This is a genomic window from Halomonas sp. AOP43-A1-21, assembly GCF_052376775.1.
Taxonomy (GTDB): Bacteria; Pseudomonadota; Gammaproteobacteria; order Pseudomonadales; family Halomonadaceae; genus Vreelandella; species Vreelandella colorata.
The window spans coordinates 56,493-69,950 of sequence record NZ_JBQSWC010000004.1; the positions used below are offsets into that span (position 1 = coordinate 56,493).

The 13,458-nt window shown below is 54.5% G+C and carries 12 protein-coding genes; 8 read left to right on the plus strand and 4 right to left on the minus strand.

The annotated features are described in order from the left end of the window. Window positions 1–51: 51 nt before the first annotated feature. The 4 genes from ACT3R7_RS03650 to ACT3R7_RS03665 form a co-directional block, all read right to left on the minus strand. Complete coding sequence (locus tag ACT3R7_RS03650) at window positions 52–1,146, minus strand: HDOD domain-containing protein (RefSeq protein WP_193091133.1); 1,095 nt, start codon at window positions 1,144–1,146, stop codon at window positions 52–54. 200 nt (window positions 1,147–1,346) lie between these two features. Further along, window positions 1,347–2,090 (minus strand): sulfite exporter TauE/SafE family protein, encoded by a 744-nt coding sequence (locus ACT3R7_RS03655; protein ID WP_193091132.1) that lies wholly within the window; start codon window positions 2,088–2,090, stop codon window positions 1,347–1,349. 150 nt (window positions 2,091–2,240) lie between these two features. Further along, complete coding sequence (gene mgtE / locus ACT3R7_RS03660) at window positions 2,241–3,596, minus strand: magnesium transporter (RefSeq protein ID WP_193091131.1); 1,356 nt, start codon at window positions 3,594–3,596, stop codon at window positions 2,241–2,243. A gap of 183 nt (window positions 3,597–3,779) precedes the next feature. Beyond that, window positions 3,780–4,814 (minus strand): LacI family DNA-binding transcriptional regulator, encoded by a 1,035-nt coding sequence (locus ACT3R7_RS03665; protein WP_193091130.1) that lies wholly within the window; start codon window positions 4,812–4,814, stop codon window positions 3,780–3,782. Window positions 4,815–4,995: 181 nt separating this feature from the next. Between ACT3R7_RS03665 and ltnD the strand changes: the two genes are divergently transcribed. The 8 genes from ltnD to ACT3R7_RS03705 all read left to right on the plus strand — a co-directional run bounded on the left by ltnD (window position 4,996) and on the right by ACT3R7_RS03705 (window position 13,443). Continuing rightward, a complete protein-coding gene (gene ltnD, locus ACT3R7_RS03670; RefSeq protein WP_193091129.1) occupies window positions 4,996–5,928 on the plus strand; it encodes an L-threonate dehydrogenase in 933 nt (310 codons plus the stop codon). A gap of 276 nt (window positions 5,929–6,204) precedes the next feature. Continuing rightward, entirely contained in the window at window positions 6,205–6,999 is a 795-nt protein-coding gene (gene otnI / locus ACT3R7_RS03675; RefSeq protein WP_193091128.1) for a 2-oxo-tetronate isomerase, read from the plus strand. A 63-nt stretch (window positions 7,000–7,062) separates the two neighbouring features. Then, complete coding sequence (gene denD / locus ACT3R7_RS03680; protein WP_193091127.1) at window positions 7,063–8,025, plus strand: D-erythronate dehydrogenase; 963 nt, start codon at window positions 7,063–7,065, stop codon at window positions 8,023–8,025. Between the two features lie 86 nt (window positions 8,026–8,111). Next, window positions 8,112–9,113 carry a TRAP transporter substrate-binding protein gene (locus tag ACT3R7_RS03685; RefSeq protein ID WP_192536661.1) on the plus strand — a complete coding sequence of 334 codons (1,002 nt, stop codon included), beginning with the start codon at window positions 8,112–8,114 and terminating at the stop codon, window positions 9,111–9,113. 60 nt (window positions 9,114–9,173) lie between these two features. After that, complete coding sequence (locus tag ACT3R7_RS03690) at window positions 9,174–9,770, plus strand: TRAP transporter small permease (protein ID WP_226940059.1); 597 nt, start codon at window positions 9,174–9,176, stop codon at window positions 9,768–9,770. Then, window positions 9,767–11,041, plus strand: a complete 1,275-nt coding sequence (locus tag ACT3R7_RS03695; RefSeq protein ID WP_193091126.1) for a TRAP transporter large permease — start codon at window positions 9,767–9,769, stop codon at window positions 11,039–11,041. Before ACT3R7_RS03690 ends, ACT3R7_RS03695 begins: the two co-directional genes overlap by 4 nt. 10 nt (window positions 11,042–11,051) lie before the next feature. Then, window positions 11,052–12,512 (plus strand): aldehyde dehydrogenase family protein, encoded by a 1,461-nt coding sequence (locus ACT3R7_RS03700; RefSeq protein WP_496198835.1) that lies wholly within the window; start codon window positions 11,052–11,054, stop codon window positions 12,510–12,512. A 37-nt stretch (window positions 12,513–12,549) separates the two neighbouring features. Beyond that, window positions 12,550–13,443, plus strand: a complete 894-nt coding sequence (locus tag ACT3R7_RS03705; protein WP_193091124.1) for an NAD(P)-dependent oxidoreductase — start codon at window positions 12,550–12,552, stop codon at window positions 13,441–13,443. Window positions 13,444–13,458: the final 15 nt, after the last annotated feature.

Genomic DNA, 13,458 nt, shown 5'->3' on the forward strand with positions numbered 1-13,458 from the left:
GACAGGCCGCGATCGCGCGGTCTGTTGGTGAATAAGCTTAAGGGGATACGGCTATTTGTTTTTCGGCCTGCGGATTAAGCCTGAACGCTGGCCCTTGAGAGAGGCATCCCACCGACTATGCTCTTTTTGATTTTCATCAGGGTAGCGTAAAGAGGCTAGGGCTTGTTTTTGATCTTCTAGTTGGGAACTCAGCATTAGCGTATGTTGGAAGAGCAACTGGTGAGCTTCCGCCAACAGGGTCATGCTATCGACCTCAACGGACGTAGTCATATTCAACGCATTGGCAAGTATGTCAGTTTGCTGTTGAACATTATGCAACACTTCATCAATTTTCAATGCACTGATATAGCTAACCGTCTTTAACTGATAAAGCACTGCAGCTAGCTGCGACGCTGGGCTTCTTGATAACCAGGCATCAGCAATTGGCCCCGACAAGCGAATACAGAGTAACGCTTTGTCGTTCAATAGAAAGCTTTCATGGCTTTGGCGTATGGTCATAACAGTATGGTCGGGCATCCCCCACTTGGCTGCCAGCCATGCGCCAACCAGCGTATGGTCACAGCCAAAATATGCCTGCTCTGACAATGTTATTTCACCATGCGATAGCGCAGTATCTGCGTATAACGCTTCCGCTTCCTCAGGGTAAGCGGCTTGCAGCGCCAATATGCCAATATCTTGTAATAACGCCAGGGTAAATGTACTGCCACTTTTGTCAGGACATAGCTGCTCAGCTAGATAACGGGCTACCAGGGCTGAAGTGATAGCCCGCTGCCACGTCCGGTTACGATAATTGCCTCCTTGGGCATATTGAAACAGGGTAAAGCCCAGCACCACTGCCAACGTGGCATTTAAACCCAAGCGTTGCATGGCTTCTATACAGGTATGGATGGAAGTTGAGGCGCGCGCGTAATAGGCGCTGTTCGCCAGTGCAACCAGGCGCATAGTAAGCGCAGGGTCGTGCTCAATTGCCTTGGCGTAATCATTTAAAGTTGCTCGAGAGGAGCGGGCTATATCAAGTACCCGAAGCGCAACAGACGGTAAAGCAGGCAGGCTTTTACATTGCAAAAGCGACTTACTCAAAAAAGCTGGCAGCTCGTTGGTGAGTGCCATATAAAGCGAATCGCTTGGGGATGATAGGCCCGTCATGTGGTCTCCTCATTCGCTGTCAGCGTAGCGGGCGGTAATAATATTGATCCAATATCATATACTTCCTAAGCGTTAACGTCTTCTGTAAAGGCAAAGAATACCGAGATAATAGTTAACGTTAAGGAAGATTGAAACTCCGTGGTTAACGGCGAGCATGTTTGTTTTACGCTAAAAACGATAACTAGTATTGTACCGGCTCATTAAAATATGGCCTGCCAAACCAAGTTGCCTCCCACCAAAAACATCGCAAGAATGACCAGCTGATAAAACAGCTTTTCATTGACGCGGCTTTGCAGCCAAAAGCCGTTACGTACGCCGATCCAGGCGATAGGTACCAGCAGTAGTGAGGCCCAGGCGCTGGTGACGTTTACCTCTCCCAGCCACAGATACGGACCTAGTTTGATCGCATTAACTACCGCAAATGAGACGGCGCAAGTGGCAATAAACGTCTCTTTGGGGAGCTTGCGTGGCAGCAGATAAAGATTCAACGGTGGGGCACCGGCATGAGCAATAAAGCTGGTAAAACCACATACGCTGGCGGCAGGCAGCGCCCAGCGGGTGGAAATGGGCTTTTTGGCCACTGGCTTGAACAGCATATAGGTGGCAAACAACAGCGATATCCCCCCAAGCACCAGGCGTATTCCCTGTTCGCTCAGACGGTCAAATAGCAGCGTGCCCACCGCTACGCCAACCAGTAGGCCCGGCAAAAATCGCCATACTTCGGCCATATCATGCTTGCCCCACCACGCCTTTACCGCAAACACATCCATTACTAGCAGCAATGGCAGCAGAAGGCCAGCCGCCTGGGTGGGGCTGATCGCCAGTGCCATCAGCGGTACCGAGAGTGTGCCGAAACCACCGGCAAAGCCCCCTTTGGAAACACCTGTTAAGTAAACGGAAAATACGATTAACAGCCAAGCGATAGTTGAGTAATCAGGGAGCACGGCAATTCCTTGGCAGTCGCGGAAAAGTACAGCATTTAATGTGAAAAACCCTGCATTATGCAGGGTTTTCAATCACGTTGAGGTATGTGCGAGATAAATACTAGCAGGCGAATAGGTCTGTATCCCACCTACCTTCTTGGTAAGCTACGCTCACAGTATAATCAACGTGGCGAGCCCCAAAAAGGATAGAAAACCAACCACATCGGTTACGGTCGTCAAGATCACTGCACCCGATAAAGCGGGGTCAATCTGAAGTCTTTTCAAGACTAGGGGGACCAGTACGCCTGCGATGTTAGCCAGGCTCATGTTGATAAAAATTGCCAGGGTTATCACCAGCGTGATCAGAGGGTCGCTAAACCAAACATAGGCAATTAGCCCGACCACTAATGCCCAAACCAGGCCATTACACATGCCTACCCATAGCTCTTTATTGTAGAGCCAGCGTTTATTGTTACCTGCGAGCTGGCCCAGCGCTAAACCGCGTATAACAACGGTCAGCGTCTGACTACCAGCAATACCTCCCATGCTTGCGACTACCGGCATCAAAATGGCCAGGGCCACAATTTGTTCCAGCACGGCCTCAAATTGCCCGATAACAAACGCTGCTAGAAAAGCGGTCAATAAATTGATACCCAGCCAAATGCCTCGGCTTTTGGCACTGCGCATAATCGGGGTAAAGACTTCCTCTTCATCACTGACGCCTGACATATGCTTAAGCGTCATGTCGGCATCATCCTGGGTGATTTCTAATACGTCGGCGGCGTTTAGTTGTCCGACCAATAAGCCGTCGCTATCGCATACGGGTACAAAGTGAAGTTCTTTGGAGCGCAGCAGCGCCGCCGCATCGCTGACTTTCATTTGGTCATTAAGGGTAAAAAAAACATTTATGTAATCATCAACCACGGCATCCTGCGGCTGCTTGATTAAATCAATGAGGGTTAAGGTGCCTAGTAACCGCTTATCCTTATCGGTGATCATGATCTGCTGCGACTCATCGTCAAGCAAATGATGAATTCGGATATAGCGTTGCACAGCTTCCAACGACACGCCTTGTTTTACGTTAACGGTTTCTGGGTCCATATAACGACCCACTACATCATCCTCATAGGCATGAAGATTTTCGACCTGGGCGCGAATCTCTTGGTCCAGACTGGCGTAGACGCTGGTTTTTATGGACTCAGCAGCAACGTCCAGTACTTCTGCAACCTCTTGAGCATCCAGGCCTTTAACAATTTGCTCAACGTCACTGGCCGATAAATCTTCGATATAGTCGGCACGAATATCTTCGTCAACTTCCGCGAGAACCTCGCCGATCACCTCGTCCGGAATAAACTCCCAAAGAAAATCGCGTGTTTTGGCCGGGAAGGATTCAAGTGTTCGCGCAATGTCTAACGTATCGAGTTCAGTGAAAAACTCGTGTAGAGCTGCTGTTTCTGGGATGTCTAAAAGCTTTTGAAGGTGAAGCAGGAGCTCTTCGTTATTGGTATATTTTTCGTCATCGCGCATAGCGTCCGTCCTTTTTGGAAACTAGGTGTTGAAGGCAATAAAATTGCAAACTCTCGGCGGCTCGCTCTGTTGAGTTTATAGGCTGGTTGGATTGAACGCCACGCGCTGCTGAGCGGACACGGATGACACATCGCTACCTATCATTGCAGCGGTAACATCGGCCCAGGCCAGCAAGGGGCCAGCCTACGTACTCTCGCCCACCTGAAGCGTAAAGTTCACGTCGTGCTGGCGGCGGTAAACGCTTTTGCCGCTTAACCTGCGAATGAGTTCTTGCGCGGCCAGGCGGCCCATGTCTTCGCGTGGAGAGAGGATAGTAGTAAGTTTTGGGGTGATATGTTGACCTAGCGGTAAGCCGTTGAAGCCCGCAATGGCGATATCGCCAGGCACCTGGAGGCCCTGGCGCTGGGCGGCCAGCAGGGCACCTGCGGCAAGGTCGTCGTTGGCAAAATGGATGGCCTGAGTAGCAGGATAGTGCTGCAACACTTGGGCCAGACTTTCTGCCCCCGCCTGTAGGGTGCCCAGCGTGTCCATTTCTAACAAGGGGGCCTCCAGTCCCTTGGCCTTCAGCACCGCTTTGTGCCCCTCATAGCGCATTCCCGCGCGATAATCATGGGAGAGCCGCGCGCCAACATACACAATTCGCTGGTAGCCTCTATCGACAAGGTGGCTGGCCATGCAGCGACCGGCAGCCACATGATCCAGCCCAACGTTAAGATCTATGCCGTTACCAAGCTCCATCACCTCCATGATCGGATGGCCCCAGTTGGCTAAGAGCGTATGACATGCATCGTTATGGCGTAGCCCGGCGGTGACCAGGGCCGAACATGACCAGCCTAAAAACGTACGCACCAACTGATACTCACGGTCCAGATCATAATCAGTATTGCCGAGCAGGATCTGATATCCCTGCGCTTCCAGCGTTTCCTGCAGGCCTTTGATGACTTCCACAAATACGCTGTTGATCAGCGATGGCACGATGACGGCAATCAGCCGAGAGCGTGAAGACGCCAGGCTTCCCGCTATCAGGTTGGGCACATAGCCCAGGCGCTCTACGCTTTCCAAAACGCTTTGACGGGTACTGTTGCTTACTTTATCAGGGTGGTTCAGTGCTCGAGATGCCGTAATCGGGGAAACCCCTGCGGCCTGCGCCACCTGGCTGAGCGTGATTTGATCGGAGCGACGGCGTGACTTGTTAGCGGCCGGGAGGTCTTTAGACATTAGTCACACGTCCTTGATGTTCAACTTGTCGATAAGCTGAGAGTAATCTAGAAGTAATGGTAGCGCTATCATGACAGCGCTACCATTTTCCTTGTTAAGGTGAACGATCAGAACAGATTCAAGGGAAAAGTAAGGCATCGCAACGCCAGCAATTCATACAACAAAAGCGAGGTGTCGACCGGTGAGTCAACACGATAAGCAATCACTTCAAGTAGGCGTTATTGGCTTGGGTGCGATGGGGATGGGCACCGCTACTACCTTACATCACCAGGGATTTAACGTGACTGGATGTGATATTGCTGCTGGGTCACGCGATGCTTTTGTCGCGGCAGGGGGCAAGAGTGTGGCAACCCCTATGGAGCTCGCTCACTGTCATATTGTGCTGGTAGTGGTCGTCAACGGTAGCCAGGTTGAGCAGGTGCTGTTTGGTGAGCAGGGCGTCGTTGAGCATCTAGCGCCAGGCAGCCTGATCTTGCAGTGCGCCACGGTGGCGCCCAGTCAGGCGAAACAGCTGGGCGAGCGCTTGGCGGCAGAGGGATTGATGATGCTGGACGCACCGATTAGCGGCGGTGCTGCAAAAGCCAAAAGCGGTGAGCTATCAGTGATGGCATCGGGCGCCGCGGAGGCATTTAGCTACGCAAGTGACGTGCTTGATGGCATGGCCGCCAAGGTTTATCGCCTGGGCGATGACCCCGGCGTGGGCTCCAGTATGAAGCTGGTCAATCAGCTGTTGGCAGGCGTACATATCGCGACCGCCGCTGAAGCCATGGCGTTGGGTATTCGGATGGGGCTTGATCCCGAGGTTATCTTTGAGGTGATTACTCACTCGGCGGGCAATTCCTGGATGTTCGAAAATCGCGTGCCCCACATTCTTAAAGGTGACTACACGCCGCTTTCGGCCGTAGATATCTTTATCAAAGATCTCAATATTGTGCACCAGACCGGGCGCGAGCTTTCAATGGCAACGCCGGTTGCCGCCAGCGCGTTGCAGCAGTTTACCTCGGCCAGTGGGGCAGGCTTCGGTCGAGAGGATGATTCTGCGGTTATCAAAGTCTATCAGCGGCTATCAGGTATTACGTTGCCTGAAGCGGCTAACGATGCTCAGGAAACCTAGAATGAGCATGGAGCAGAGCATAGCCCCTGAAACGATAGCCCCTGAAACGATAGCCCTTGAAACGATAGCCCTTGGAGCTATCGCCGACGACTTTACCCGGGGCAACGGATCTTGCCAATAACCTTGTACGTGGCGGTATGCGCTGTCTTCAGATGATCGGCGTGTCATAGGAGGCGCCAAGAGGCTGATGCGGTAGGGTAGCCTTGACATCGCACTCCTGTCCGATTGACGAGACCATTACAGCTAAAGATAAAAACAAAGAGGTATCGATACACCATGATTCGATTAGCCGCCAACCTTAGCATGCTGTTTAACGAGCACGATTTTATGGACCGTTTTTCGGCGGCGGCTGATGCGGGGTTTAAAGGGATCGAATACCTGTTTCCCTACGCCTATAGCGCTCGAGAGCTGCGCCAGGCACTTGATGAAACACACTTAACGCAAGTGCTGTTCAACTTGCCGCCGGGGGATTGGGACGCCGGTGAGCGAGGCCTTGCTAGCCTGCCTGGGCGCGAAGCTGAGTTTCGTGATTCAGTCATCGAGGCGCTACGTTATGCCGAGATGCTCAACTGCCCACACGTTCACGCCATGGCGGGCTTGCTGCCTGAAGGTAGCGATGCGACGACCCAGGCCGATCATCAGGCTACCTATCTGCGTAACCTGCGCTACGCCACTACTGAGGCCGCCAAACTGGGCAAGGACATATTGATCGAGCCTATCAATACCCGCGATATGCCCCATTACTTCTTATCAAGACAGGCGCAAGCCATGGCGGTATTGAAAGCGCTGGGGGCGAGTAATCTGAAGCTGCAGTTTGATCTCTATCATTGCCAGATTATGGAAGGGGATCTCATCCGCCACCTTGAGCACCAGTTTAGCGCTATCGGCCATATTCAGGTGGCGGGAGCGCCGGAACGGCACGAGCCCGATGTTGGCGAGGTCAACTATCCGGCGTTATTTACCAGACTTGAAGCGCTGGGCTATAGCGGTTGGGTTGGCTGCGAATACAGGCCAGCCGGCGATACGCGCCAAGGTCTGGGCTGGGGGCGACATTACGGGCTTCGCACATGAGTGAGTAGCCAAACATGGTCTTAAACGCTAACAACCAACAATTAAAGCGAGGACACCTGAATCATGCATATCTTAATCACGGGCGCCGCCGGTTTTCTGGGACAGCGCCTTTTACATCGTCTGATCAACCGTAAAGAGCTGTGCGGTCAGCCGGTCACCCACTTGACCCTGGTCGATCAAACCCAGGCTGCCGTACCCGACGCGTCTGATATAACGATCCGTAACGATGCTGTAGATATTACTGCTTCAGATGCCCTGGGTAGTGCGCTTGATCGAAAGCCCGATGTCATCTTCCACCTGGCTGCGGTCGTAAGCTCCGCAGCGGAGGCCGATCTGGATCTGGGGATGGCGGTCAATTTTGATGCCACTCGTGCTCTGCTGGAAGGTTGCCGTGCCCGGGGTTTGCATAAGACGCGCCTGGTCATGGCAAGCTCCGTGGCGGCTTACGGCGGGGATCTACCCGATGTGCTGGATGACATGACGGCTTCGCAACCGCAGACGTCTTATGGCACGCAAAAAGCAATGTGTGAGCTTCTAATCAACGACTACAGTCGACGCGGCCTGATTGACGGCAGAGTACTGCGTTTGCCGACTATTGTGATTCGCCCAGGGCGGCCGAATGCCGCGGCGTCGAGCTTTGCGTCCAGTATTCTGCGCGAGCCCTTAAACGGTGAGGAAGCCATTTGCCCCGTACCGTTGGATCAGGCGCTTTTCGTGATGTCGCCGGATAAGGTGATCGACGCGTTGATACATGGCGCCGAAGTGCAGGAAGAAGCGTTGGGTAAGTTTCGCGCTTTTATTTTGCCGGGTATCACGACCGATGTTTCCGAAATGCTTGAGGCATTGCGCGAGGTGGCGGGCGATGAAGCGGTGGCGCGTGTACGGCATGAACCAGACCCACGCATCGAACCCTTGGTGGCAAGCTGGCCCGCGCGCTTTGAAACGGCTAAAGCGAACCAACTGGGTTTTGCCGGGGACCGGGACTTCAAACAGATTATCGATGCCTATGTAGCAGAGCATCGTTAATGGATCTTCGCCTGCCTAGCGGGCGAGCAATAAGGGGCTACTACTCCCCATCGTTCTTACCAATAAATACAATTAGGAGTATTACCATGACCATTCGTTTCGCTCGGCGTACGCTTGCGACCGCCATCGGCACCGCTACGACGCTTGCCCTGGCGGGCCTGGCATTTCAGGCTCAGGCCGCCACAGAGGTAAGTGTGGGCTACGCTATCTCCAGTGACTCTCACTATGGCGCCGGTTCGCGGGCATTTAAAGAAACCCTCGAAGATCTCTCTGATGGGGCTTTTACCGTAACGGATCACCCTAGCGGCTCGCTCGGTGGGGAGCGGGCCATGATCGAGGGGCTGCAAATAGGCACCGTCGATATAGTGATTACTTCCTCCGGGCCATTGGGTAACTTTGTCCCAGAGACGTATGTTCTCGACCTACCGTTTTTGTTCACCAGTTACGAACAAGCTCGCTGCGTACTTGATGGCGAGATTGGCCAGGAACTGCTCGATAAGATGGGTGACCATGACCTGGTCGGCCTGTCCTGGTCGGAAAATGGCTTTCGCCACATTACCAATAGTCAAAAAGCTATCGACACGCCTGAAGATGTACGTGGCCTGAAAATTCGTACTATGGAAAACCGTATTCACCAGCAGGCCTTTGAAGGGTTAGGGGCAAGCCCAACGCCTATGGCGATGCCGGAGCTGTTTACTGCCTTGCAACAAGGCACGGTGGATGGCCAAGAAAACCCCATTACGGTGATTGTGGCTGCGAACCTCTATGAGGTGCAGGATCAGCTATCGCTGACCGGGCACGTTTATTCACCTGCCATTGTGCTCGGCTCACCGGTGCTAATTGATGGGCTGAGCGAGGAGGAGCGTGAATGGTTTAATGAGGCCGCTCAAGCCGCTACTGAAGCTACCCGCGCTGAGGTGTCACGTTTGGAAGAGGAGGGCGTGGCTTTCCTACAAGAGCAGGGTATGACGGTCACGGATAATATTGATCCAGCACCGTTCCAAGAAGCGGTAGAAGCCGTGCATGCTGATTTTATTGAGCAGTATGGCGATGAGATGTTAGAGCGCATTCGTAACAGTAGCTGCTGAGCCCATCCCGTGGCGCCTTTGGGCGCCACTTTCCCATAACCTGACGGGATGAGGTGATTTATGGTGTCCTGGTTTCTGCGTGTCGAGCATGTGTTGACTCGGCTGGCGCTGGCGATCGCTATTTTGATGTTGATCGTTTCAGTGTCGTTGGGGTTCTATCAAGTGCTTACACGATTTATCTTCAATGCGCCCTCGACGTGGTCGGAGACGCTGTCACGGGCGACGATGATCTGGTGCGTGTTTATGGCCGCAGCCGCCACGTTCCGCGGCGGCTTTATGATGGCCGTAGAGGTTATCTACAAGCTTGTGCCCAAGCCCACCCTGCTGGCGCTTGAATGGTTTATCGGCCTGTACTGTCTTCTGGTGCTCTTTGTATTGGTGTTCTACGGCATCCAGATGACCCAGCGGGTTAGCAATCAGACGCTGTCCGCACTCGAGGTCTCGATGTCCTGGGCATATGCAGCTATTCCCGTAGGCAGCGCCTTTGCGATGCTGGCCGTTATTGCGCGGCTGCTGGCCCAAAGCTGTGGTCTTGAGCCCCTGGGGCCGATGCACGACGAGGCAGCGGAGCCAGAGGAGATCGCCACGTCCGCTGCCCAGCCCGACGGGAGTTCATCTGCGATTTCCGTTACTACGCATAAAGAGTCTCGCTTATGAACCTTGCCATTGGTCTGTCGCTATTGATTTTGTTCGCCACCGGCGTGCCGATCGCGATCTCTATTCTGCTGGCATCGATAATTGGTATCGAGTTTTTCTCGCGTTTTCCTTTGATGATGGTGCCCCAACAGCTGTTTGTAGGGCTGGATAACTTCCCGCTGATGGCGATTCCTTTTTTCATCTTGGCGGGCAACCTGATGGCGGCCGGTGGTATCTCTAGCCGACTGGTTGATCTGGCCAAGTCAATCGTGGGCGGTGTTCAGGGCGGGTTGGCGATGACCTGCGTGCTGACCTGCATGATGTTTGCGGCAGTGTCAGGTTCCAGTGTGGCGACGACCTTTGCTATCGGTGCGATCCTTATTCCAGCAATGGTCAAGCACGGTTACCCCAAACCCTTGGCCGCCTCCATCCAGGCTTCATCGGCAGAGCTGGGGGTGCTGATTCCGCCCTCTATTCCCTTGATTCTATTTGGGGTAAGTACCAATACCTCGATTGGTCAGCTGTTCATTGCAGGCATTGGCCCAGGGTTGTTGGTCGGCGGTGCGCTGCTGGTGTTTGTGTATATTTTCTGCAAGCTGCGCGGTTTTGGTCTTCAAGATCGCAATGACCGTACCCGCTTCACGACGGCCTTCCAGCGCGCCTGGGCGGCGATGCTGATGCCGGTGGTGGTCATCGGCGGCATCTATGGCGGGATTTTTACCCCTACTGAGGCCTCGGCAGTGGCGGTGTTTTATGCCTTGGTCGTCGGCGCTTGTTACCGTGAGCTTAAGCTTGCCGACCTGATGCCCGTGCTGCGTCAAAGTGTTGTGTCTACCGCTGCGGTAATGCTGATTATCTCAGCGGCCGCTCTGTTTAGCTTTCTGATCAGCCGCTCCGGTCTTCCCGCCCAAGTCGCCGCTGGGGTCACCGCCATGTTCGAAAGCCCCTGGGCTTTTTTGCTGGCCGTTAACGCCCTGTTGCTTGTGGTGGGAATGTTTATTGAGACCGGTGCAGCCATCCTGGTACTGGCCCCGATCCTAACCCCGATTGCCATGCAGTTTGGCGTTCACCCAGTGCATTTCGGGCTAATCATGGTGGTCAATCTGGCCCTGGGAATGATTACTCCGCCGCTGGGCGTAAACCTGTTTGCCGCCTGTGCAGTGGCGAAGATTTCCATTGATCAGATGCTGCCCTGGCTGGTGCGCTTTGTGCTGGTGGTGCTGACGTGTCTGATGGCAATTACCTATATGCCCTGGATCTCCATGGGCCTGGTTAACCTATTGTATGGCTAGGAGTTTGTTGATGATTGATTTTCCCGAATTTCCACCCCAGGCGGCGCTGATAGGCAATACCTGGATTGATACCGGCGCGACACTACCGGTAGAGGCGCCCGCCCGTGGCGACGTTGTTGCGCACATTGCCCGCTGCACGCCCGAGCACATTGATGATGCCGTCACCGCGGCGCGGCGCGCCTTTTCTGGTGAGCTGGGGGAGTGGGCTCACTGGAGTGCCCGCCAGCGCAGTACCTGGCTATTTGGCTTTGCTGATGCCATCGAGGCCAACCATGAGCATCTATCGGCGTTAGAGTGCCTGGACACGGGAAAACCCTTAACCCAGGCGCGCGCGGATATTAAAGCCTGCGCCCACTACTTTCGCTTTTACGCCGGTGGCGCCGATAAATTACATGGCGAGACCCTGCCTTATGAAGAGGGCTACACCGTCATGACGCTGCGTGAGCCGTATGGTGTTTGCGCCCAGATTATTCCCTGGAATTACCCGTCACAGATATTTGGCCGCTGCGTGGCCGCCGCCTTGGCTGTTGGCAATACCGTGGTTCTCAAGCCTGCCGAAGATGCCTGTTTGAGCGTCTTGAGCCTGGCAAAACTGGCAATAGATAGCGGCTTGCCAGCCGGAGTGCTCAATGTGGTGCCGGGGCTTGGGCGTGAAGCTGGTGCCGCCCTGGCCGCACACTCGGGTATTAATCATCTCTCGTTCACCGGCTCGCCTGAGACCGGCACCCAGGTAACCCAGGCGGCGGCAAAGCACCACGTGCCCGTCACGTTAGAGCTGGGCGGCAAGTCGCCGCAGATTGTTTTTGCAGATGCTGACCTTGATGCGGCTTTCGAAGCGGTGGTGCGTGGGATTATCCAGAATGCCGGGCAAACCTGCTCGGCGGGAAGTCGTCTGTTGATACAGCGCGACATATCGCAAGCGTTTACGGATCGTCTGATAGAGCGCTTCTCGACACTGCAGTGTGCATCGGGCGAGGAAGACGCTGACTGCGGCCCGTTGATCAATGCCCGCCAAAAATCACAGCTCGATCAACGGCTAGCCGCGGCTGAAGCAGACGGTATTCACGTTGCGGCAAGAGGGCAGCTCGCTAAAAACACCTCCCCGGCCGGGCATTTTGTGGTTCCGCATCTACTTACCGATATTCCCGATGATCATGATGTGCTGCGCGAAGAGCTGTTTGGCCCCGTGCTGGCTGTCCAGATATTCGACGATGAAGCACAAGCGCTGCGCCTGGCCAATGCAACCGATTTCGGGCTGTGTGCCGGCGTCTGGACGCGCGACGGTGGCCGCCAATTACGCTTGGCAAGAGGCATTCGCAGTGGCCAGGTTTTTATCAATAACTACGGTGCGGGCGGCGGTATTGAACTGCCTTTCGGCGGTGTCGGGCGCTCAGGATTCGGGCGGGAAAAAGGCTTCGAGGGGCTGCGCAGCTATACCCGTATAAAAACGGTCGCCATTCGCCATGGCTAGAAAAAAATCATAATTAAATCAGGTTAGGAGCTTATTTATGAATCAATCCGTTCGTACAGAGCACCGCATCGGCATGGTAGGTGTGGGGTTAATGGGCCACGGCATTGCCAAGAACATTCTTAACGCGGGGTATTCCCTGGCCTTTCTGGACCACCCTGGCAACCAGCCCGTGGACGACCTGCTGTCAGCGGGCGCCGTGCCGTGCTCAAGCGCCCGGGAAGTGGCCGAAAAAGCCGACGTGGTATTGCTGTGCGTAACGGGGTCGCCCCAGGTGGAGGCCGTGCTGTTTGAGCCAAATGGCGTGCTGGAGGGACTCGCTCAGGGCGCCATTGTGGTGGATTGCTCTACCTCGTTGCCAAGCTCCACAGCTAACGTCGCCGCCAGGGTAGATAAAGCGGGTGGCCATCTGGTCGACGCGGCGATGACGCGTACTCCCAAAGAAGCCGAGGAGGGGCGCTTAAACCTTATCGTCGGTGCCCATGAGACGCTATTTGAAGCGTTGCACCCGCTACTCGCAAGCTTCGCTGAGGTCATCACCCACGCAGGAGATGTAGGCTCAGGGCATACCCTTAAGCTACTGCATAACTACGTGTCGTTGGGCTTTTCAGCCGTATTGGCCGAGGCGACTGCGGCTTCCCGGCGGGCGGGTATCGATGACCACGCTTTTCTGGAGGTCTTGACCAAGGGCGGCGGGGGCGGAGTGGTGCTGGAACGGCTACGCCCCTTTATTGAATCAGGCGATGCTTCGGGGTTTCGGTTTAGCGTGGCGAACGCGCATAAAGACCTGGGCTACTACCACACCATGACCGATGAACTTAATACGACAAGAGGCTTGGCTGGCGCGGTGGCGGCACTGTATGCCGGTGTGGAGGATCAGACCATGGCGGTGCCGGAGTTGATTCGCCTGCTTGAAACGCGCAACGAATCCTGATGCGGTACAAATTCG